Source organism: Moryella indoligenes, assembly GCF_030812885.1.
Lineage (GTDB): Bacteria > Bacillota > Clostridia > Lachnospirales > Lachnospiraceae > Moryella > Moryella indoligenes.
In genome coordinates, this window is record NZ_JAUSTO010000005.1 from 82,941 (window position 1) to 106,581 (window position 23,641).

General features: G+C 51.2%; 19 protein-coding genes. 4 read left to right on the top strand and 15 right to left on the bottom strand.

The genetic code is table 11. From position 1 onward, the window contains the following. Nucleotides 1-8: 8 nt before the first annotated feature. From J2S20_RS05280 to J2S20_RS05325, 10 genes are all read right to left on the bottom strand, one after another. Nucleotides 9-1,316 (bottom strand): NCS2 family permease, encoded by a 1,308-nt coding sequence (locus J2S20_RS05280; RefSeq protein ID WP_106611939.1) that lies wholly within the window; start codon nt 1,314-1,316, stop codon nt 9-11. A gap of 97 nt (nt 1,317-1,413) precedes the next feature. After that, complete coding sequence (locus J2S20_RS05285) at nt 1,414-2,724, bottom strand: NCS2 family permease (protein ID WP_106611940.1); 1,311 nt, start codon at nt 2,722-2,724, stop codon at nt 1,414-1,416. Nucleotides 2,725-2,832: 108 nt separating this feature from the next. Continuing rightward, nucleotides 2,833-3,558, bottom strand: coding sequence for a response regulator (locus J2S20_RS05290; protein ID WP_106611941.1), 726 nt, complete (start codon nt 3,556-3,558; stop codon nt 2,833-2,835). 27 nt (nt 3,559-3,585) lie between these two features. Next, on the bottom strand, nt 3,586-5,208 hold the full coding sequence (locus J2S20_RS05295; RefSeq protein ID WP_307253986.1) for an ATP-binding protein: 1,623 nt from the start codon (nt 5,206-5,208) through the stop codon (nt 3,586-3,588). Between the two features lie 247 nt (nt 5,209-5,455). Then, entirely contained in the window at nt 5,456-5,812 is a 357-nt protein-coding gene (locus J2S20_RS05300; RefSeq protein WP_106611943.1) for a DUF1667 domain-containing protein, read from the bottom strand. A gap of 2 nt (nt 5,813-5,814) precedes the next feature. Continuing rightward, nucleotides 5,815-7,080: an NAD(P)/FAD-dependent oxidoreductase gene (locus J2S20_RS05305; RefSeq protein WP_106611944.1), complete on the bottom strand. Its 1,266-nt coding sequence runs from the start codon at nt 7,078-7,080 to the stop codon at nt 5,815-5,817. 30 nt (nt 7,081-7,110) lie between these two features. Beyond that, nucleotides 7,111-8,547 carry an NAD(P)/FAD-dependent oxidoreductase gene (locus J2S20_RS05310; protein ID WP_211292181.1) on the bottom strand — a complete coding sequence of 479 codons (1,437 nt, stop codon included), beginning with the start codon at nt 8,545-8,547 and terminating at the stop codon, nt 7,111-7,113. After that, the gene (glpK, locus tag J2S20_RS05315; protein WP_174901022.1) at nt 8,547-10,058 is read right to left on the bottom strand and encodes a glycerol kinase GlpK; all 1,512 of its coding nucleotides are present in this window, start codon (nt 10,056-10,058) and stop codon (nt 8,547-8,549) included. Before glpK ends, J2S20_RS05310 begins: the two co-directional genes overlap by 1 nt. A 3-nt stretch (nt 10,059-10,061) precedes the next feature. Further along, nucleotides 10,062-11,141, bottom strand: a complete 1,080-nt coding sequence (locus J2S20_RS05320) for an ethanolamine utilization protein EutH (protein ID WP_174901023.1) — start codon at nt 11,139-11,141, stop codon at nt 10,062-10,064. A gap of 241 nt (nt 11,142-11,382) precedes the next feature. Continuing rightward, entirely contained in the window at nt 11,383-12,138 is a 756-nt protein-coding gene (locus tag J2S20_RS05325; RefSeq protein ID WP_106611946.1) for a DeoR/GlpR family DNA-binding transcription regulator, read from the bottom strand. A gap of 259 nt (nt 12,139-12,397) precedes the next feature. Between J2S20_RS05325 and J2S20_RS05330 the strand changes: the two genes are divergently transcribed. The 4 genes from J2S20_RS05330 (at nt 12,398) to J2S20_RS05345 (ending at nt 17,453) form a co-directional block, all read left to right on the top strand. After that, nucleotides 12,398-13,102 carry an ABC transporter ATP-binding protein gene (locus tag J2S20_RS05330; protein WP_106611947.1) on the top strand — a complete coding sequence of 235 codons (705 nt, stop codon included), beginning with the start codon at nt 12,398-12,400 and terminating at the stop codon, nt 13,100-13,102. A 5-nt stretch (nt 13,103-13,107) separates the two neighbouring features. Next, the gene (locus J2S20_RS05335; RefSeq protein ID WP_106611948.1) at nt 13,108-15,468 is read left to right on the top strand and encodes an ABC transporter permease; all 2,361 of its coding nucleotides are present in this window, start codon (nt 13,108-13,110) and stop codon (nt 15,466-15,468) included. A 136-nt stretch (nt 15,469-15,604) separates the two neighbouring features. Beyond that, on the top strand, nt 15,605-16,816 hold the full coding sequence (locus tag J2S20_RS05340; protein WP_170065370.1) for an efflux RND transporter periplasmic adaptor subunit: 1,212 nt from the start codon (nt 15,605-15,607) through the stop codon (nt 16,814-16,816). Between the two features lie 124 nt (nt 16,817-16,940). Next, nucleotides 16,941-17,453, top strand: coding sequence for a CarD family transcriptional regulator (locus J2S20_RS05345; protein WP_106611950.1), 513 nt, complete (start codon nt 16,941-16,943; stop codon nt 17,451-17,453). A 444-nt stretch (nt 17,454-17,897) separates the two neighbouring features. Here J2S20_RS05345 and J2S20_RS05350 read toward each other — a convergent pair whose 3' ends face one another. The 5 genes from J2S20_RS05350 to polA form a co-directional block, all read right to left on the bottom strand. Next, nucleotides 17,898-19,262 carry a PFL family protein gene (locus J2S20_RS05350; protein ID WP_106611951.1) on the bottom strand — a complete coding sequence of 455 codons (1,365 nt, stop codon included), beginning with the start codon at nt 19,260-19,262 and terminating at the stop codon, nt 17,898-17,900. 13 nt (nt 19,263-19,275) lie between these two features. After that, on the bottom strand, nt 19,276-19,548 hold the full coding sequence (locus tag J2S20_RS05355) for an ACT domain-containing protein (protein WP_106611952.1): 273 nt from the start codon (nt 19,546-19,548) through the stop codon (nt 19,276-19,278). A 75-nt stretch (nt 19,549-19,623) separates the two neighbouring features. Further along, nucleotides 19,624-20,421, bottom strand: coding sequence for an MBL fold metallo-hydrolase (locus tag J2S20_RS05360; protein ID WP_106611953.1), 798 nt, complete (start codon nt 20,419-20,421; stop codon nt 19,624-19,626). Beyond that, complete coding sequence (coaE, locus tag J2S20_RS05365; protein WP_170065371.1) at nt 20,418-20,996, bottom strand: dephospho-CoA kinase; 579 nt, start codon at nt 20,994-20,996, stop codon at nt 20,418-20,420. The genes J2S20_RS05360 and coaE overlap by 4 nt, the downstream gene beginning before the upstream one ends. Nucleotide 20,997: 1 nt before the next feature. Then, nucleotides 20,998-23,628, bottom strand: a complete 2,631-nt coding sequence (gene polA / locus J2S20_RS05370; RefSeq protein ID WP_307253995.1) for a DNA polymerase I — start codon at nt 23,626-23,628, stop codon at nt 20,998-21,000. Nucleotides 23,629-23,641: the final 13 nt, after the last annotated feature.

Consider the following 23,641-nt stretch of genomic DNA (forward strand, 5'->3'; position numbering starts at 1 on the left):
ACCTGCGCTTAAATCAGAGTATAAAGATAAAACAGCATGCAGACACCAACCGCATACATCGGAGCCGGAATATCCTTTGATTTTCCTGCCGCAAGCTTCATAATCAGGTATGAAACAATAGAAAGCGCCATACCATTTGCGATATTATAGGTCAGTATGGTCATGGCAACTGCAATAAACGCCGGAAGGCACTCTGTCTTATCACTGTAATCCACGCTTCTCATAGAGCTCAACATCTGAAAACCGATAATAGTGAGTACCGGACCGGTTGCCACTCCCGGAACCATGAGTGCCAGAGGTGTAAAAAGAATCATCAGTGCAAACAGGATACTGCTTGTAATCGCAGTGAGTCCTGTACGTCCACCATCCTCTACGCCGCTCGCAGACTCAAGATAAGTAGTCATAACCGGCATGCAGAAGAAGCTTCCCAGTACAGTTGAGAGAGAATCCACCTTAAAGCACTTCTCAATACCCGGCATGTCTCCATTCTCATCGAGCCAGCCAGCCTGATTGGCAACGCCAAGTATGATTCCCATCGTTCCAAAGAAATCCGGAACAAAGAAAGTAAGCAGCCACGGAAAATACTGTGGTTTTAAGGCACTCAGCACATCAATACGAAAACTGACCGGCCCGATACCGGACGGCGGGTTCAGTAAACTGGTTGGAAGCTTGGTGACTCCCAGTGGGATCCCGATTAATGTCACAATAATAATAGACAGGATCATACTGCCCTTGATTTTTTTTGCTTCAAAGATCAGAACCAGCAGAAATCCAATTCCGAACATCAGGGCCTTCGCTGTACTGAGATCACCAAAAATCAGCGTGTTCTTCTCACTTGACACAACAATTCCACCTGACTTCAATCCGATCAGGGCAATATAAAGTCCAATCCCACCACTTAAAGCGATCTTAATACTTGCAGGAATCGCAGTTGCAATAATATTCCGGAGTCCGGCAAATGAAATAATAACGAAGATCACACCTTCAATAAAGATCAATCCGAATGCTGTCTCTACCGGCATTCCGATCGAATCAATTGAGCTCAGTATTGCAACCGAGCTCATACCGGGTGCCAGGCAAAACGGACGGTTCGTATAAAGCGCCATCACCACGCTGCATACAACGATTGCCAGTATGAGTGCTGTAAGCACTGCACCGCGCATGAGTCCGGCCTTCTCCAGCATATTGGGAATGGTCGCCAATACGTAAGACATAGTGGCAAAGGTCGTGATACCAGCCAGTATTTCCGTACGAATATTCGTATTATTCTGACTCAATTGAAATCTTTGTTCAAGACTGCTGCTGAATGAACTCATAAATTCCCCTTCCTTTTCTATTTCTATATCATATTACAACAATCCTATCTTCTCTGCGCGCTATGAGAACACAGGAAAACTGCCATCTTTATCCCTGCTACAACAGAGTTGAAAGATAATAGACAAGAAATGCAGCCAGACTGTACATCGCAGGGTGCAGCTCCCTTCGCTTTCCCGACGCCAGCTTCAATATCACATAAGACAATACAGAAAGCGAGAGACCATTGGCTATATTATTAGTAAATATTGTCATTGCAACTGCGATAAATGCCGGAACCGCTTCTGAAATATCCTCATAATTTATATTTTTCATTGACCCCAGCATCTGAAGGCCGATAAAGGTCAGGACAGGTCCTGTCGCCACTGCGGGAATCATAAGCGCCAATGGCGTAAAGAGTAGCATCAACACAAAGAGGATGCTGGTCGTAAGCGATGTAAGACCGGTTCTGCCTCCATCCTCCACGCCGCTTGCGGACTCCAAATAAGTCGTCATAACCGGCATACAGCAGAAGCTTCCAGTCACAGTGGATACTGAATCCACTTTAAAGCAGCGCTCGATTCCCGGCATATTTCCCTGTTCATCCAGCCAGCCTCCCCGATTGGCGACGCCAAGAATGATGCCCATCGTTCCGAAAAAATCCGGGACAAAGAAAGTGATAAGCCAGGGGAAATACTCCGGCTTCAATGCCCCAAGAATATTGATACGAAACAAGATAGGAGCCGGGCTCACAGGCAACTGAAACATGCTGTCCGGAACCACGGTCTGATTCAACGGAATGGCCAACAATGTGACAACCAGTATGGAGACAATCATGCTTCCGCGAAAACGTCTTGCCTCCAATATCAGCAGTACTACAAAGCCGATCGCAAAAAGAAAACATTTAGGAGAATTCAGATCTCCAAAACTCAGAGATCCGTTTCCTCCCGTCACAACAACATCTCCTGCCTTCAGACCGATCAAAGCAATGAAGAGCCCTATACCCGCGCTGATTGAGATCTTGACATTTGCCGGAATGGCATTCACTACCAACTCTCTGAGGCCTATAAAGGTGATAAAACAGAAGATCATTCCACTCAGGAAAACCAGACCAAAAGCAACATCAACCGGAATTCCAACCTCTCTGATGGTAGATCCTATCACTGCAACAGAACTCATTCCTGGCGCCAACGCAAAAGGGCGATTTGTGTACAGTGCCATCGCTATGCTGCAGGCTGCAATCATTAGAATGAGCATGGTCAGGATGGCCCCCTTCGGAAGTCCTGCACCACTGAGCATATTGGGAACCGCTGCCAGTACATAGGACATGGTAGCAAAGGTTGTAATACCTGCCAGCACCTCCGTTCGCACTGAGCTGTTATTTTTCTTCAGCGAGAACAAGCGCTCACAAGCCTGTTCAAAATGTAACATCAAAAGCTCCCTTCTGTTTACTGGAGCAGCCCATCTCCGTCTGTCAGTATAGCTGCTGTTGTGCCTTCCTTCTGCTTTTGTAAATAAAGAGTGAATTATGTAAATAATTTAAGCGGGATCCAGTGCCTTAATCTGTGTCAGACGCCGCAGTTCAGCAGGCTCTCTTATGACTCTGTACTCATTCAGCGGCCGCCCGACACTTCCATAAATGTAAGTCTTCTTAAGAATCTTTTCTTTTGTAAGAAAATCCAGATACTTCTTCACGGAAACTCTGGAAAATTCCATCCGCTCTGCCAATTCCTGTACACAGAATGCCTCTGTTCTGCCGATCAGCTCCTCTGCAATCCGCTGCAATGTATTCCTGTCAATCCCCTTTGGAAGAGATAGCTCCACCATATCCGTTTCGCCCCGGTTCTGCCCGGACAAACGATCCACCTCACTCTGCTCAAGAGACAGCTTTCCCAGCAGCTCACAGCGCTCCTTAAATTTATAGAGCGCTTCCGTGAGTCTCGTGTAAGTAAAGGGCTTTATAATATAATCGACACAGCCCATACTGAAGGCCTCGCGTATCCTCTCCCCATCTTTTGCCGCGGAAATTATAATCGCCTCAATTTTAGCCTGTTCCGTGCGGAGCTTCCTCAGTACCTCAAGCCCGGAAGCCCCCGGAAGATAGATATCCAACAACACAAGCTGAACCTTATTCTGTCTGAGACAACTGAGCGCTTCCTCTGTATTTCCCGCAATTCCGGCAATACCATAGCCGCTCTGTCTCAGAAATTCCTCTGTGATACGCGCCACCTGAGGATCGTCCTCTACAATCAGTACCTGATACATTCCCATCCTCCTGTCTTTCTGCTTCTGCTACACATCCTTTGAAATATGTGCTACAAATTCTGTACCGGACTGTGGGTCGCTGGATACCGTCACATAGCCGCTGTGCCGCGCACAGGCCTTCTGCACAAGATACAGGCCAATCCCATTTCCATTTACTTTATTGCTTACACCATACTCAAAAATGTGCTCTATCAGTCCCTCATCAATCGGATTTCCGGAGTTCCACACCGAAATCATGATATCATTCTGCCGCTCAATAAGTTCCATTGTCACTGTCCGCATGGCACAGCCCTGTGTCGCATCAAAGGCATTTTCCAGGAGATTCCCACTTATCACAACGATATCCTGCACAAGCGCGTCGTTTTCTATCCTTCCGCAGCCAGAGCGTCCCGTCAGAATAAGATCCACCTTCTGCTCTGCTGCCCGATCAAATTTACTGAGCAGAAAAGCTGAAAGGATAGGATCCTTGATTCTGCCGTTGATACACTCCTTTTCTCGCTGCTTCAGATGAATCAGACCATCTATATATTCCTTAAGTTCCTCATATTGCTGTTCATGCACCAAACCGGAGACCACCTGTAGCTTGTTATTAAATTCATGCATCTGTGCACGCAATGCCTCTACATAGCTGCGCACTCCGGTGATATCCTCCGCAAAGCGCAGCAGCTCCTGCTTGGGGCGGCAGGTGATGAGAAGACTCCTCTGCGGCGAGCCATCCACCTCAATCGGAATAAAATTCACATAACAGCTATCTCCCCCAACTCTGCATTCGTAGTCAAAGAGCGACTCCTTACGAAGGAGCATATTCTCAAAAGGAATATCCCGAAAGAGGTCGGAAAACTTCGCCGGCTCGCTATGTTGCTCTGCGGCAGCACTGCCATCGGATATAGGATCCTCCGTCATATCGGCCTTGTGGTAGCTGCCGCGAAAAAACATCTGATGCGCTCTCCTATTTGCATGGACAATGTTTCCGCTCTCATCCACAGTCAGTATTCCGTCACGAACTGCATCGAGCAGAGCAGTTCGCTCTACAAGGAGCTTGGCAATCTCAGCAGGCTCCAGATTAAGCAGCGTCCCCTTGATACGATCCGTGAGATCCCAGACAAAAAGCAGCGCAATCAGCATAACCAGTATCGTCATAGCATTCAGCTCTCTCTGCGCCTTTTGAAGTCCCTCCTGATTATGACTATATTTTAGCTTTGCGACGACAATTCCGACACTTCCTCCGACTCCATCCGAAATAACACTTTCTGCATAGAGCGCAGCGTTCTTTTTGTCGGGATTCAGCAGACAATACCCCCGCGCCTCCGAAATTATTTTTCTCTCCTGGAGAATTTCCGTTTCAATACCGTCCTGCTGTGAATTATACAAAAGGCCGCCATCTTCAGACAAGACAGCGAGCCCGGAGCAGTTTGTGCAGGATTCCAGGCGTGCTGCGAGCTGGGCAAGTCGTGCTCTGTCAGCGCTTTGTATCGCCAGCCTCAGCTCCTCTGAGTCCGCAAACTGCTGTGTCAGATCCAGGAGGGCCGAGCCACTCGTCTGCGCCACAGTCTGCCTCAGATTCATGGAAACCGGATAATGATTCAGTAATAAAATAGCTGCAACCACACTGCACACCAGCATTGCAATTTTTGTGCGAAGCTTCAGCATCACCCCTACCCCCTGACCTCAATATTCGAGCAACAGATGAAATCTCTCGCCATTATATAAAAGGAAATGTGAAATCTGCAAGTTTATCGATTAAAGGATCCCAGCTCCCTTCCCACCATAAGTAAGGCGGCAGATGCGCCACAGCTTCTGGGCACACCCGCCGCACTACAGAATTTGCTTTTATTTGAGCAGAGCAGAATCAGCTCTCCCAACCTCTATGAACAGCAGATTGTGATTGTGTAAAGGTTTAGCTTATATCTGCTGTTGCTATTATATCAATACCCGTATTACAAATATCTGAAATTAATATCTCATGGCTACGAATCGGCAAATGCACTCTGCACTTACGAATCTCCACCATACAATTCATCAACATTTCTTTTGGTAGTGGCTCTGAACTTCTTACAGGAATCAACGGAATTCTATCACTGTCAGTCCGAATTGTGGAAGTCAGTATGCGCACCGGATGAGAAAATTCTGTCGTTGCATACTGCTTCCCTCTGGCACAGCCATACCCTTCCATTGATATAATCTTTTCTCCCTCTCCTTCCACTGCAATATGACAACCCAGTGGACATACTGTACAGATAATATCTTTTTTCATGCTTATCCAGCCTCCCTGACGATACTTATTTTGACAGTATCGTTTTCAATTTCGCTCAAGTTCAGCTCAAGATGTTCCATCTCCCCCGGATTCACTCTCTGGCGTTTTTTAGAAGCCAAAAGCTTTGCTCCGGAATGCGCAACAATCTTCACTCCAAACTCCGGCTCCCGCACCCGGAAGTACAGGCTGACCTTTTCATTCTCTCCGCTTGCACTGAGACTCTGAGGACAAATATAGCGAACATTTTCACCCGTTTCGCAGCGAATCTTTTTTTCCTCTTTTGGCAGTCTCCCCTGTACATAGCGTGCTGCATATTGCCCGGCTCTGATACTCTCCTCACTTACATTATCTGCCAGATCATTGACATGCACTACATTACCGCAGGCAAAGACCCGCTCTGCCGAGGTCTGCATATACTGATTCACTTCGGGTCCATTTGTAACTGGATTGATCTGGATTCCTGCGGTTCTGGTCAGCTCATTCTCCGGAATCAATCCTACAGAAAGTAGCAAAGTATCGCAGGCAATATATTTTTCCGTCTCCGGAATCGGCTTCTTATCCTCCCCCACTGCGGCATAATATATCCCTTCCACTCTCTGATAACCTTCAATCTTTGTGATTGTATGAGATAAATAGAGCGGAATACCAAAATCATCCAGACACTGCACCTTATTGCGCGTAAGTCCCGCCAAATAATCCATTAACTCAATGACCGCCAGTACCTCTGCCCCCTCGAGCGTCATACGGCGAGCCATAATCATTCCGATATCCCCTGAACCAAGTATCACAATCTTCCTGCCTACCATCTCATTCTGGCGGTTTATCAACCTCTGGGCAGTTCCCGCTGTATAAATGCCTGCGGGACGGGAGCCGGGGATCTGAATCATCGCTCTGGTTCTCTCCCGACAACCCATAGCAAGAACAATACTCCCCGCCTGCACCGTTGTTATACCGTGCTCACGGCTTGTACACAGCACACAGCCGCTCTTTTCATTCACCTCGAGCACCATGGAATTCATCAGAAACTCTACACCGAGTTCCATGGCCTCTTTTGCAAATCTTCCGGCATACTCCGGTCCCGTCAGCTCTTCCTTGAAATATGTAAGTCCGAAGCCCGGGTGAATACACTGCTGCAAAATTCCACCTATACTTTCATCGCGCTCTATGATTAATACGCTTTTTGCGCCTTCTTTTTTGGCGGCGGCGGCAGCGGCGAGACCAGCAGGTCCAGCTCCGATTACCGCAACATCGCATTTCAAATTATACATCTGCTTCCTCCGTTCAAGCTGCTTACGACCTTATTTGTTTTTGCCGACCACCATATTGGACCCCTTCAGGTTCTTATTGACTTCCTCCACGGGAATCTTCCACTCCCGCGCGAGTATCTCTATCACCTTTGGGCCACAGAATCCGCCCTGACAGCGTCCCATTCCGGCTCTGACTCTGCGTTTTACCGCATCCACAGTTTTTGCCCCCAGCGGCCTGTGTATCGCATCTAGGATCTCTCCCTCCGTGATCGTCTCGCAGCGACAGATGACATTGCCGTATAACGGATTTTCAAGAATCAGGGCTTCTTTCTGTTCTGTATTCAGCTCGTGAAAACGCGGGATCCCTCTTCTCGTCTTTTTAAAGTTATCTTTAAGTCTCAGTTCACATCCGATTTCCTTAAGCTTTTCTGTTGCATATTTCCCCATAGCGACACTAAGCGTAAGCCCGGTAGAACGCACACCGGAGAGATTCAAATAGCCCTTCAGATCATTGTAAACATCCACCTGCAAACCCTCGGGATTACGATTTGGACGAAGTCCGCTGTACTGTGTGACTGTATCACGCACATTGACCCGCGGAATCATCTTTCTCACATCTTCATAAATACTCTCAAGCCCTTCTGTCGTTGTGGAGGCATCCAGCTTGTCCTGCAGATCCTCTGCAGTCGGTCCAACCAGCATATTGCCATGTATTGTCGGTGTCATAAGCTTGCCTTTGGTTATCTTTGTCGGAATGGGAAGAACAATGTGATTTACCTTACAGCTGGTATTCTTATCAAGAATATAAAACTGTCCTCTTCGCGCGACAACTTTATAATCCGCCTTGCCAACCATGGCAGCAATCTCATCGCAGTACAACGCCGCTGCATTCACTATAAAGTCTGTCTCTATCACTCCGCCGCTCGTGACAACTTCCCGGACCGCCCCATCTCTGACCCGTATATCTGTAACTTTGGTATTTAGAAGAAAATTCACTCCATTTTCATAGGCATTTTCTGCCAATGCCTGAACTAAGATAAATGGGTCAATGATACTCTCTCTCGGTATATACAACCCGCCGAGCACCTCCGGATTTAATTCCGGCTCACGTTCGAGCAGCTCCTCTCGAGACAGATATTCTACATCATACACGCGATTCAGAAAAGCCTTCTCCTTGATCGCCGGCAGCTGTGCAAACTGTTCTTCATTAAAAGCCGGAAGTATAGCACCAATACGCTTGAAAGGAACATCCAGATCCTTTGTCAGCTGATCATACATGGGATTTGCCGCGACCACCAGCTGAGACTCCAGCGTCCCGGGCTTTGCATCATAACCAGTATGAATAATTGCACTGTTCGACTTCGAAGCATTTCCTCCGATATCATCTCTCATATCTACGACAGTGACTTTGACCCGATACTTGGAAAGCTCCCTGGCAATGGCGCACCCCACTGCTCCGGCGCCTATGATCACGACATCTGTCTTCATTATACTTCCTCCTTATCAGTCTCCGCCCAAGCCAAAGCTCTCTTTACTGCTCTGTGCCACTGGCGCATCAGCTCCTGACGTCTCTCCTCACTCATGTTTGGTTCAAAGCGCTTATGCAGCTTCCATTTTCCAGACAGCTCATCAAAGCTGGAGAACTCATTGATTCCATAAGCAGCAAGGTACGCCGCTCCGAGTGCCGTCGTATCCGTAATCTCTGGAACCTCGACCGGAATCCCCAGTATATCTGCCTGGAACTGCATCAGAAAATCATTTGCCGTCGCCCCGCCATCGACACGCATTACTTCAACTTTAATTCCTGAATCCTTTTCCATGACATCAAGATTGTCTTTCACCTGATAGGCAATGCTCTCAAGTGTGGCTCGCACGAGCTGCTCCCTTGTCGTTCCACCTGTTATTCCAACGATCGTTCCCCGTGCATACTGATCCCAGTGAGGAGCCGCAAGTCCTGCAAATGCCGGCACAAAATATACACCTCCGGTATCTGGAACAGATTTTGCGATTTCTTCCGTCTCCGCAGCGTGAGCAATAATCTTAAGTTTATCCCTGAGCCACTGTACAGCTGCACCTGCAATATAAATATCTGCATCCAGGGCATAATCGAGCTTTCCTCCGTTCAGCCCCCACGCAATTGCTGTATTCAGTCCATTCTTTGAATAGACCAGCTGATCCCCCGTATTCATATACATAAAACTTCCTGTTCCGTACGTAGTCTTGATCATGCCTTTTTGAAAACAGGCCTGTCCAAACAATGCCGCCTGCTGATCTACTACAGATCCGGAAATTGGAATGGAGGCTCCAAAGAAATCCAATGGATCAGTATATCCATAAATATAAGCGCTGTCCTTTACCTCCGGAAGTATCTCTCTTGGAATTCCAGCCGCATCCAAAATCTCCTGATCCCACTCTCCGGTATGGATGTTAAACAGCATCGTCCTGGACGCTGTTGTCTGATCAGTTACAAAAACTTTTCCATGCGTAAGCTTCCATATCATCCATGTATCCAGAGTTCCGGCCACCAGACGCCCCTGCGCCAACTTTTCTTGGACACCTGGCACGTGATCCAGAATCCACTTGATCTTTGTGGCACTGAAATAGGCATCTATAACCAGCCCCGTCTTCTCACGTATCATGTCCTGATGCTTTTCAGCAAGCTTATCTGCTTCTGATGCAGTGCGACGATCCTGCCACACAATTGCATTATACACCGGTATTCCGGAAATTTTATCCCAGAGCATCACTGTCTCACCCTGATTGTCAAGACCCATGCAGCTCAGCTCTTCGGCATGAATTCCGGCCTGCTGAACAGCCTGATCAATTGTATCCAGACAGCTCTTCCATATTTCCATGGGATCGTGCTCAACCCAGCCGGGTTGAGGATAGTACTGTGTATGTTCTTTATAACCACGCGCAACAGGATTCCAGCTCTCATCAAAAATCATTGCAGTCGTACCAGTAGTCCCCTGATCCAGGCCCAGATAATATTTTCCCATAGTTCATGCCTCCTTCATATTTTTTGTCATAATAAATCCCAGAGCTATCGCTGCGACACCCGCAGATAACTTGCCTGCCACAACAGGTGTGATCATGCCAGGCTGAACGCCCGCCGTAAATCCAAGGTGATCGCCCAGCGCTGCCGTTGCAGGAACCAACCATGCAGTATTAATAATAATCCCTCGTTTTTTCATATCTTTCATCATAGTATATACGGGAACTGAATTTGCCAGAGTAAACACAAGACCAGCTGCACTCGTCGCATCCATTCCCAATTTCTGCCCAATGGCATTTAAAGGTTTATCCAAAACCTTTGTGAGAATTGTAAGCACAGGAAAAGTTCCGAGCAGAACAATTCCAATTCCAGCCACAATCTCCATTCCTTCCATAATCGGCGCCATCCCCGGAATGATTACCATTCCAGTTATAAACTCAAAGGCAGCACAGGCTAAACCCACATAAATTACAATCGTAATCAGTTGGCCAAAAATTGTACATCCCTTGATCATTTTTTCTGGAATCAGCTTTAATCCGAGTGCAAGCAGTGCAGAAAGAACAAGTACTGGAAGCGTATTCATAATAAGCATATGTAATTGAAATCCAGCAATCAAACCACCGATCAGACACCCAATCGGAATGGTTATAAGACCAATCAGCAGTCCATTGGAAAAGTATTCCCTGTCTTCCTTTTCAATCAGTCCCAAACCAACCGGAATAGAAAAAACCAATGTGCACCCCAGCATTGAAGCAACAATATTTCCGGCAAAGAGACCCGCCTCCTCACTCTGGGCAAGTTCCATTGCCAATGTATACCCTCCCATATCGTTCGCCAGTATTGATCCAAACAAAGCCGGATCGGCACCAAATGTGCGAAACAGCGGAACAATGACGGGACCTAAAGCAGAAGAAATTACAGGTGCAAGACATACAATTCCGACCATCCCCAGTGCTAAAGATCCAATTGCCTGAAAGCCTTCATCAAATTTATCTCCGAGTTTCAGGTGATTACCGCTGATTTTATCTGCGGCTCCGATTAGTATTCCAATCGCCATTACCCACATCAAAATTCGATCAAAAGACATGCCTCTTCTCCTTTCTGTCACTCTTAAGGTATTTTTAAACTGTATTATCTGTATACGTATCATTATCACACATTTGTTTTTTGTGCAAATCCACTATCCCGGATTTTTTTAGGCATTTTTACTATTTTTTTGCAAATAAAAATGTGGGTATAAATATTATTCACAATTTATCCCACATCCATATTTTTGAATTTATATAAAATCCTATATTTTATACTATCCTTAAGCCTTCAAAAAGCACTCAGGCAATGACCGTTTCCACTCCACGCTCCCTGAGACGCTTTAATATCTGCTTGTCTGCCCGCTCGTCCGTAATCAATATATCTATCTTTTCAGGAAGGCAAACCTGATTCAGCGCACGCTGTCCCACCTTAGAATAATCTGCAAGTGCTATGATCTCCTTGCTGTGGCTTACACAGTGCCGTCTTAAATTGCACTCCTCAATATGAAAATCCATCACTCCCATACGCTCATCAAGTCCCGCCACACCCAAAAACAATTTATCTGCCAACAGGAGATCCACATGATCCTCTGCCATAAATCCAGAGGTCGACCCCTCCCCTCTTCTCACCTTGCCTCCCAGCAGATAAAGCTGAACCTTCTCCTCATCCATGAGCTCCTGAGCGAATTTGATCGAGTTTGTAAATACTGTAATGCTTTTCCCCCTCAAAAACTTCGCCATCTGCAAGGTTGTAGTGCCAATATCAATGATGATCGTATCCCCATCTTTTACCAGCTCTGCCGCCTTTTTTCCTATCATAATTTTCTGTTCATAGTTTTTAATTTCTCGATAAGAATAGTCCGGTTCTATCCCGCTCGCTACATTTAAGACTGCACCGCCATGTACCCTGCGCACAATCTGTTCCTTCTCCAGCTGCTCCAGATCTCTGCGTATCGTCTCCATGGAGACCTGAAACTTTTCCGCAAGCTCATTTGCCTTTACGATTCTGTTTTCTGTCACTAAATGTATAATCTGATCCTTACGTGCAATCTTCATTATGATCTTCCCATCAGTTAGTAGCCTTTAATCATCTTTTTCAACTCACTCTCCACATATATTTTTATATATTTTTAACGAAAATTGCAAGTATATATATAAATTTATAGAATTAATTGCATTCGGAACAATAGCCCACATCTTACAATCAGGCATATATAAATAAATATTCAAAACACACAGCCTCTGCTCCCTTGAAGCTCCTGCCCTCAGATGATATACTCATAATAGCTATGGCTAACCACTATCTGGAGGTGCTATGAACACAGTACTCTGTGCGGAGAATATCACCAAGGACTATATGCTCGGCGAGCTGTGCGTCCATGCGCTGCGCGGAGTCTCCTTCACAGTGGAAGAAAAGGAGCTCATCGTCATACTGGGCCCCTCCGGCTCCGGCAAGAGCACCATGATGAATATACTCGGAGGCATCGAGACTGCCAGCTCCGGTACACTCCGCTATCAGGGAAGGCCTGTAGACTGGAGCGACCAGCCATCGCTCTCCCACTACCGCAGAAAGCATATCGGCTTTGTCTTTCAGTTCTATAACCTGCTCCCCGGACTCACGGCACTGGAGAATATCGAACTCGCGGCCGAGCTCAGTGAGACGCCGCTGAGCCCCGCCGAGCTGCTTTCCGAGGTCGGACTCGCAGACCGCGCACACCACTTCCCCAGTCGCCTATCCGGCGGAGAGCAGCAGCGAATCGCCATCGCAAGGGCCCTCTGCAAGAACCCTGATCTCCTGCTCTGTGACGAGCCGACCGGCGCACTCGACTCCAAAACCGGCGTTCAGGTGCTGCGGCTGATTCACAGCTTCTGCAGAAAATACGGAAAGCCGGTTGTACTGATCACACACAATGCAAATATCGCTAAAATCGCAGATCGCATCTTCTACTTCAAGGACGGAATGCTGGAGCGCATCGAAAAAAATGAGACGCCGCTCTCCCCGGATGCGGTCGACTGGTAGATGCTATGAAGCAATTTCAGAAAAATGTGCTGCGGCTTGCAGTCAAAAACAGAGGCTCTTTGCTCGGTGCTGTGCTGATCATCGCGCTGGGCATCTTTGTCATGGTCGCGATGGAGGACACTCTTCTGAACCTTAAGAACCAGATCTCCGCCTACTACGCCGCGCAGCAGCTCTCCGATCTCTTCGCAGAGGTAAGCGGCATCAGTGAGGCGGAGCTTCAGCGCCTCTTAGAAATCCCCGGCATCTCTGCTGCCTCCGGAAGGATGTCCGCCGAGCTCAGGATCATTGAGGGAGAGGCCCCTGCATCCGAAACTCTGAACGATATCGTAACGGTACATCTCCTCTCCTCTGAGGAAGGAGCCACTCTGAACCGACCGCGGCTCTCTGCGCCGATGCAGAGCTCCGACGATATCTTTCTCGGCCCCCGCATGTCCGCGGTCTATCGCTTTCCCATCGGAACTGAGCTGCGCCTGCTCTGCGGCGGAGAGAGCTTCCGCTTCCGCTACGCCGGAACGGTCTCCCAGCCGGACTACATCTACTCCGTGCCGCCCGGCGGCTCCATGATTCCCGACGGCTCCATCTACGATATCGCCATGATCTCCCCCGAAAAAATGAGCGCCATGCTGCACAGCTCCGCGCGCACGGAGCTTGCCTTCTCTCTCGCTCCCGGTGTGCGCTTTGAAGATATTCGCCACGAGCTTCAGGAACATCTGACCCCCTACGGTCTGAAATCGCTCTGCGACCGTCCGAAGCAGACGAGTTACGCGATGGTTGACGACGAGTTCCATGAGCTCCGCGCCACGGGCACCATGCTTCCCATGCTCTTTCTCTCGGTCTCCGTCTTCATGCTCTATATTGTTCTCAAAAAAATGATAGACCAGGAGCGCGTACTCATCGGTACCATGAAGGCCTTCGGACTCAGCAGCCACGAACTCATCTCCGGTTATCTCATGCTCGGTCTTCTCATCGGTGTCTGCGGCGCTCTGCTCGGCGGACTGCTCGCAGGTTTTTTCGGCCGCTTCATGTTCCGGCTCTACTGTGATTACTTCAATCTCCCTGATCCCCGGTACCACGACTACCTGACTCCCCGTCTTTATGGGCTCCTGCTCGCTGCATTCAGCTCCACCGCCGCAGTTCTCAGCGGCACACACGGGATACTTTCCATCGCTCCTGCAGCAGCCATGCGTCAGCAGAGTCCTGCCAAGGCGGGTAATGCTCTCCTCCCGCCACACCTGCTCCGGCGACTGCCTCTCTTAAGCCGCATGGCGCTGCGCTCCCTGCAGCGCAATCCCCTGCGCAGCTTTCTCATCGTCCTTGCCGTCGCCTTTCCATTTTCCATGGCCTCCGTGCTCTTTTCCTATCCCGCAGTCGTTGATCATATGCTGAGAGAACAGTTTCAGCATATCGAGTGCTACGATCTTCAGCTTCATCTGGACTCTCCGGTGAGCCCGGAGCGGGCAGCAGACGCAGCCCTGACGCTCAAAGACTGCGCAGAGGCCGAAACGGTTCTGCAGCTGCCCGCTGCCTTCCGGCGAGATGCGCTGACAGAATATGCACTGCTCACCGCACTACCGGAGAAAAGCCGCCTCTGGCACATCATTGATGCAGAAGGCAAAGAACATGCGCCGCCCCGCTGCGGCATCATCCTGAACCAGCGCACTGCAGACAAGCTGAGGCTCTCAGCGGGAGACCGTGTACGCATTCTGATCCCCGGTCTTCTCCCCGAGGCCCGCGAGCTCCCTGTGCTGCAGGTAATACAGGAGACCTTCGGGAGCGGAGCCTATCTCGCGCTCGATTCCCTTCCGGATCAGCTCGGTACAGACCGCCTCTGCAATAAGCTGATATTGAGAGCAAAGCCCGGAGCCTTTGCTTCACTCAAATCCGATATACGCTCAGCCGGCAGAATCAGCTGGATCGTGGATATGCCAAAGTCTGTAAAGACCTATCAGGATATGATGGGTTCCATGTTCATCATGGTCAACAGCTTCGCAGTCATGTCTCTCATCGCAGGAGGGATACTCATCTATAATATCTCTCTCATCACTCTGAGAGAGCGCATCTCCGAGCTCACGACGCTTCGCGTGCTGGGATGTTCGGAGATGGAGCTCGGACAGATGCTGTTGATAGAGCAGGGGGTACTCCTGTTTCTCGGTATTCTTCTGGGTATGCCCGGAAACTATCTTGTCCGCGGACTGCTGGAGCGCTTTATGACCTCGGACAATTATCACATTCAACTAAACCTCCACCCTACCTCCTGTGTTCTGGCATTCTTCTGCTGCATTTTCATTGTTCTCTTCTCCCTTCACCGGGAGATATCTGTCATCTCTGCCGCCCGCCTGACGGACGCGCTGAAAGAACGGGAGTGATACCATGCCGTCAAAAAAACTTCTATACCTGCATCAGCACAAAAAACTGTTTCTTGCCCTTGCAGTACTTACACTGCTATCGCTGTTCTTCCTGCGCCGACACCAGGCCCGCGCCGTACCGGTACGAACAGGCACAGTGACCAGAAAGTCTGTACAGGACAGCTATACGGAAGAGGGGGTACTGTCCGGCGGAAGGCAATACACGCTGTTCTCTGAGGTCTCCGGTCCGGTGCAGAGGATCGCAGTCAGAGAGAATCAGACCGTCACGCCGGGCACTCTGCTCTATATCATTGACAGTCAGGATTATCTCTATCAGAAGGAGCAGCTTGAGAGTGAGCGCTCGGGACTGGAGGCGCAAAAAAACAAGGCGGAGATCAGCCGCGTCATGACCCTGTCCCCAGAAGAATATATTCACTCGCTCGCACAGCAGGCAGACTCCGCCGAGGCGGCACTGACAGCGGCGCAGACCAGATACGCTGCCGCCGGAGAGCTCCTCTCATCAGGCGCCATTTCCCGCAACGAATACGAGGAGCTGCACGCGGACTTTGAGATGAAAAAGACAGCCGCTGCCGCTGCACGGGAACGCCACAGCGAGAGCCGGAAGAGTTTGCTCAGTCTGAAATCCTCCGGTATGGATGATGCAGCTCTGAATGAGCAGTTTTACAGCTCTGATACCAGAGCACTCGCCGCGCAGATTGAAGCCATGGATATCAGACTGCGTCAGCTCGGGGAAAGCATCGAAAAATGTGTTGTCCGGGCAGACCGCGCCGGAATTGTCAGCTCACTCCCGCTCAGCGGGAGCTCCTATCTCTCCGCCGGAAGCCCCGCTCTGACACTTGATGTCACAGATACACTCTGCGCAGAGGCAGATGTCCTGACCGCAGTTGCACCCTTTCTCAGCAAGGGAACTCCGGTCACAATTCGACTCGTACTTCGCGGCAGTGAGGAAATATACAGCGGAGAAATCGCTGAAATCTATGATTACGCGACATGCGGACGCTCTGCACTCGGAACCGCAGAGTACAGAGTACATATCAAGGTTGCACTCCCGGAGGAGACCCAGCTCGCACTGAAGAATAAAAGCGGTTATGGCGTACTCTTAAGCTTCTGCCCCTACAGTGCGGAAAATGTCCTGACTGTGCCCGGCAGTGCTGTCTTTTCAGAGGCGCAGCAAAGCTATGTCTACACAATTTCCAATGGCCGCGCTGTAAAAACGCCAGTGGAGCTCAGCTACAGGACAGTCAGTGACGCAGTGATTCTTTCCGGACTGAATGAGGGGGATACCGTTATCTCATACGCCGACAACGAGGGACTCTGCGAGGGAGCGAGAGTACGCAGAATGCGCTGACAGCGTGATGCTACGGATGAAGTAATTCCCTTATACCGCTCTTTCGCAGATAAATTATCCGTCAATTCAGCCCCCTTACACCTCTTCTCGATTTGTGTTATACTAATAAGCATGGAGGTGTATTATGTTCAGTAAAAATGATCTTGTCGTTTACGAGGATTCCGGCGTCTGCGAGATCAGTGATATATGTGAGCTCTCCTTCACGGAGGAAGATCCCAGAACCTACTATATTCTGCGTCCCATTTTTTTTAAGGATGACCGCATATATACTCCTGTCAACAATCCAAAGGTGACGCTGCGGCCGGTCATCTCCCGCGAGGAGGCGCTCTCCATCCTTCACAGCATCTCCCAGGCGGAGGTCCATTCCTTTGAGGGATTGCGCACGACGGAGCTCGAGGGGCGTTACCGCGCCGCTTCAAAAAGTCACCGCTGCGCAGATCTGGTAAAGCTGGCCATGTCCATTTACAGTAAGACACGAAAGGCGCGCCGCTCCGGAAGGAGAGTGAGCGAGATCGATGATCGCTACCTGAAACGTCTGAATCTTCTGATCAACGGAGAGCTCTCTGTCGCTCTGGATATTCCGGCAGAAGAGGTTCCAAAACTGATTCACGCAGAAATCGAGAAGCGGAAGAGCTGAGGCGCTGTGCGCCCGGCTCTTCCGCTTCTCGCAATGAATAAAGTAAGAGCGCTCAGCGCAATCAATTCCTACTACGCTCCTCGCCTCGCGTCCTTCGCGCTCTCTGAGCGCTCAGCGCAATCAATTCCTGCTACGCTTCTCGCCCCGCGTCCTTCGCGCTCAGAGAGCGCTCAGCGCGATTCCTACTACGCTCCTCGCCTCGCGTCCTTCGCGCTCAGAGAGCGCTCAGCGCGATTCCTACTACGCTCCTCGCCTCGCGTCCTTCGCGCTCTCTGAGCGCTCAGCGCGATTCCTACTACGCTTCTCGCCCCGCGTCCTTCGCGCTCAGAGAGCGCTCAGGTCACGGCTTTCGCCGTTTCAAGCTGAAAAATGCCGTCCCGCTTTCCGAGCAAGCTCGGACGCAGTACGGCGTTTTTCAGCTTCGCGTGGCTCAATGCTAACGCGTCAGTTTTTAAACGAGTGAATTGGAGCTGGGATTCTTCCGGCGCGGTTTATGAAGTCTGCGCAGCCGAAGCAATTCACAGGAATCACAGGCGCATAACCGAGCAGTCCGCCGAACTCGACAACATCTCCCACCTTCTTTCCATACGCGGGAATGAGACGCACTGCAGTCGTCTTCTGATTCACCATGCCGATCGCCGCCTCATCCGCAATGATGCCGGAAATCGTCGCAGCCGGCGTATCGCCGGGAATCGCAATCATATCCAGTCCGACAGAGCACACACAGGTCATCGCCTCCAGCTTTTCTATCGTGAGGGCTCCGCGTGTCACCGCGTCTATCATCCCCTGATCCTCACTGACCGGAATAAATGCGCCCGAGAGGCCGCCGACATAGGAGGAGGCCATCACTCCGCCCTTCTTTACCTGGTCGTTCAGCATCGCAAGTGCGGCGGTCGTCCCCGGTGCTCCCACACTCTCCAGCCCGATCTCCTCCAGAATCTCCGCGACAGAGTCTCCCACTGCCGGTGTCGGCGCGAGAGAGAGGTCTATGATGCCGAAGGGAACGTCGAGGCGTCTGCTCGCTTCCTGTGCCACCAGCTGACCGACGCGGGTTATCTTGAATGCCGTCTTCTTGATCGTCTCACAGAGTGTTTCGAAGCTTTCTCCGCGCACCTTTGCGATTGCAGCCCGGACCACACCGGGCCCGCTGACGCCGACGTTGATGATCGCCTCTGCCTCCGTCACACCGTGAAAAGCACCTGCCATAAAGGGGTTGTCGTCCGGCGCATTACAGAAAACCACCAGCTTGGCACAGCCGAGCGATCCCCTGTCCTTTGTCTCCTCCGCGGTTTTCTTCACGATCTCTCCCATGAGGCGCACCGCGTCCATGTTGAGTCCGGTCTTTGTGGAGCCAAGATTCACGGAGCTGCACACCCGCTCCGTGCGGGCGAGCGCCATGGGAATGGAGTCGATCAGCAGTCTGTCGGACGCAGTCATTCCCTTGCTCACCAGCGCAGAGTAGCCACCGATAAAATTGACCCCTATCTTCTTGGCCGCGCGGTCCAGCGTCTCCGCGATCGTCACATAGTCCTCCGGCGTTCTGCACGCCGCTGCACCGACCAGCGCAATCGGAGTCACGGAAACACGCTTATTTACGATGGGGACGCCAAAATCCCGGGCGATCGCATCTCCCGTCCCGACCAGCTCTCCCGCATAACTCAGAATCTTATTGTAGATCTTTTCATTCACACGGGACAGCTCTCTGTCTGCGCAGTCCAGAAGACTGATCCCCATCGTGATGGTGCGAACGTCCAGGAGATCATGATCGATCATGTTATTGGTTTCCATTACCTCAACTAGATTGAGCATTCCTTCACCTCACTCAGATTCTGTGCATGCCAGTAAATATTTCTTCTTTCTGCACTCTGATCTTCACCCCGATCTCCTCGCCGACCTGATCGAGCTCAGACATCACAGTCTCCAGGGGCTTTTCCGAACGGCTCATATCCGCAATCATCATCATGTGAAAATAATCCTGCACGATCGTCTGATTGATATCAAGAATATTGATCCGGGCCCCCGCGAGATAAGTACAGACCTTCGCAATGATACCGACTGTATCCTTGCCGAGCACTGTAATGATGATCTTTCCCATAATTTCTCTCCTTCGCTTTTTTCATGCAGTTAGAGGATCATGCTTCCATCTGCGCACAGCGCCGCTGTGACAGATTTAAAACTCATAAATTTCTGATCTGCAGTCTCGCTGCGCCACTGCAATCGGAAAATCATTTGCGCCGTAGGGGCAGTCTCCCGCGCCGATCTCACAGCGCACCGTCTCATAGGCGAGCTCTGGAATGTTGTTCTCCTTGCTGAGATGCCCCAGCAGGATCTGCTTCAATCCGTCATGCAGAATCTCCGTGAGCAGCTTCCCGGCGCTCTCATTTGAGAGATGCCCGAAATTCCCCAATATTCTGCGCTTTAAGCTGTAGGGATAAGGCCCCGCCTCCAGCATACGAACGTCGTGATTGCTCTCAAGGAGCAGTGCATCCAGCCGCTCTAGCCGCGCAACCGTCTGCTCTGTGTAGTGTCCCATATCTGTCGCGACTGCAACTGCCCTGCCACCGGATTCGATCCGGTATGCTACCGGCTCCGCTGCGTCGTGATCTATGGAAAAAGGAAGAAGCTCCATATCTCCAACGGAGAAGCGCTCCTCCGCGCGCACAATATGAATCAGCTCCTCATCACAGCCCTCAAAGCAGCAGCTTCGCTTCAGCGCTGCGACCGTTCCCGCAGTCGCAAAGAGCGGCACATGATGCTTCTTCATCAACACTGTGAGCCCCTTTACATGATCGGAGTGCTCATGTGTCACAACCAGCGCGCTCAGCTCATCCGCCTTCACGCCAAGCTCTCCGAGCCCCCGCTCGATTCTCCGGTTGCTGATTCCTGCATCCACCAGTATATGCGTGTCTGAGGTGCCCACATAAATTGAATTTCCGCTGCTGCCGCTTGCAATGCTGACAAACCTCATCTGTGCTCCTTCAGTCGCTGATCTATGCGGGAAAACAGCTCCTCCCGGGATCCGCTGTTTACCAGCACCCAGTCCGAGAGCGCTCTGTACGCTGCCTCTGTCGGCTGCCTCTCCATGATCTCGCGTATTCTCTCCTCCGAATATCCCCGGCTCTCCTTAAGGCGCGCCGCGCGGATATCCTTCGGTGTATAAACATACCATATTTCATCAAAGCTGTCACTCCTCACGGCGGCCGGAAGCGCGGTTTCCACCACGACAAGCGCCGCCGCAGAGGCACGGATTCTGCGATGCACCTCTCTGTATACCAGCGGATGAATCCTCCGGTTCAGCTCCGTGAAGAGCTCAGGATCTGCATACAGAATATCTGCCATTTTACCGCGATCCAGCTTCTGCTCCGAATCGAGCACAGATGTCCCCAGCAGCTCAAGCACCGCGCAGTAGCCCTCTTTCCCGGGCTCATACAGCGCATGCGCGGTCTCGTCCATTCCTATGACTTCCGCGCCGTAGCGTTCTCTGAGATAGCGTAGCACCTCGCTCTTTCCGGAACCGACGCCGCCGTACAGCTCTATGACCATCTCAGTGTGCCTCCAGCCAGGAATGCCCCTGATGCGCATCCACCTCAAGCGCAACCTTCAGCTCTGCCGCACTCTTCATAGTCTCCCTGAGGAGCTCCAGTACACGGGCCGCATCCTTCTCTGCGCTCTCGACCAGCAGCTCATCGTGAATCTGGAGCACGATGCGTGCGTCCAGCTGCTCCGCGAGCAGTCTGCGCCTGACCTTCACCATCGCAATTTTTATGATATCTGCCGCCGTTCCCTGAATTGGCGCGTTCATCGCGACGCGCTCTCCGAAGGCCCTCTGCATGAAGTTGGAGCTCTTCAGCTCCGGCACGGGACGTATTCTTCCGAAGAGTGTCGTCGTGTAGCCCTTCTCCTTCGCATCCTTGATCTGTCTGTCCAGAAACTGCTTGACCTTCGGATAAGTGTGAAAGTAATGATTAATATAATCCTTTGCTTCTGCGCGGGAGATGCTGAGCCCCTCCGAGAGTCCGAAGGCAGAGATGCCGTACACGACACCGAAATTCACCGCCTTGGCATTCCGCCGAAGCTCCGGAGTCACCTCCTCCAGCGGCACATGGAAGACCTGCGACGCTGTGACCGCATGAATGTCCACTGCGTGACTGTACGCTCCGATCAGAGTCTCATCTCCGGAGAGCGAGGCCAGAACACGCAGCTCAATCTGAGAGTAGTCCGCGTCCACAAAGACCCTGCCCTCTGCCGGCACAAAGACATCGCGGATGCGGCTTCCCATCTCTGTACGAATCGGAATATTCTGAAGATTCGGCTCTGTCGAGGAGAGCCGTCCCGTCGCCGTAATGGTCTGATTGAAGCGCCCGTGGATGCGCCCGTCCTCCGCAATGTAAGCACCGAGTCCGGTCGCATAGGTGGAATTCAGCTTCTTGAGCATGCGATACTCCAGCACCTTCTTCACGACAGGGTAATCCGGCGCAAGCTTATCCAGAATGTCCGCCGCCGTGGAATAACCGCTCTTTGTCTTCTTGCCATACGGAAGCCCCAGCTTCTCAAAGAGCACCTCTCCCAGCTGCTTTGGCGAATTGATATTGAACTCTGTTCCTGTCTCGGAGAAGATCTCCTGCTCTGTCCTTTCGATTCCCCTCTGAAGCTCCCCTGCAAAGCTTTTAAGCCGCGCTCCGTCCACCCGGATTCCTGCCAGCTCCATATCTGCCAGCGCATAGGTCAGAGGGAGCTCCGTCTCAAGATAGAGCGGCTCCATCCCCGCCTCACGAAGCTTACGCATCAGCACAGGCCCCGCTGAAAATGCCGCAAAGCCAGTCCAGTAATCCGCAAGACGCGCATCCTCCTTCTCCCCCGGAATCAGAAGCTCCAGATAGTCGCGGGCGATATCCTCCGCCCGGTAGGCATCCTTCATCGGATTCAGGAGATAGGCCGCAACGGAGCAGTCCCGGAGATTCTGCCTCTCCTCCGTTCCGACACGATGCAGCATGGACTTGAGCTCCGTCACATAGACAGTCGCAGCGCTGTCAAAGAGCTGCCGCAGCAGCTCATCCAGATAGGCTTCTGTCACGCTGTCCTCCGCCGGAACCACCGTCGCCTCGCCAAAGGGCGTCTCTACCCTCCTCTCCTCTGCCGGCGCTACAATATAGACCTGCTCCTCTGAGGCGCAGACCGAGAGCCCGTGCGCAGTGAGCTGAAGTCCCAGTACAGGATGCTGTACGAGCTCCTTTCTGAGCCTCTCCGCCTCCGCCTTCTCCGTGACACAGATAAATTCCGGCTCCTTTCTCCCGTCTCCCTGACGCGCGGCCGCATCGAAGCGCTTCAGCATGGAGCGAAATTCCAGACGCTTGATCTCCTCATAGGCCTCCGGCGTATAGAGATTCCCGAGCTTCATATCCGGGAGCGCGAGCTCCACCGGCACATCCAGCCTGATCGTCGCAAGCCACTTTGAAAACTGCGCCAGCTCATAGTGCTCCCGCAGCGCCTTCTGCGCGCGCGGAGGCTTCAGTTCATCAATATGAGCCCAGGCATTCTCTATGGAGTGATACTGTGCGATCAGCGCTGTCGCGGTCTTCTCCCCGATGGACGGAACCCCGGGAATATTGTCGGAGCTGTCTCCCATCAGACCCTTGACGTCGATGAATTCCTCCGGCGTCACCTGATACTGCTCCTTCACATCCGCCGGACGATAATCATGAACCTGGGTCTGCCCCCGTGAGGTTTTCGGGATGCGGATCAGGATATGCTCATCCGAGAGCTGCAGGAGATCCCTGTCCCCGGACACCACGGAAACCTCGAGCCCCTCCTGCTGGAAGCGCTTTGCCAGCGTGCCGATCACATCGTCCGCCTCGTATCCTGCTACAGACACGGTCGGAATCTGCATCGCGCCGAGCACCTCCTTCAGCAGCGGAACCTGCTCCCGCAGTTCATCCGGCATCGGCTTCCGCGTCCCCTTGTACTCCGGAAATTTCTCGTGACGAAAGGTCGGCGCAGGGAGATCGAAGGCCACCGCGAGGTAGTCTGCCTGCTCTTCATCCAGAATCTTAAACAGTATATTCAGAAAACCGTAGACCGCATTGGTGTGCAGTCCCGCCGAGTTTGTGAGCTCCGGAACGCCATAAAAGGCGCGGTTAATGATACTGTGTCCATCTACTAATACAAGCTTTTCCAAGATATCCTCCCGT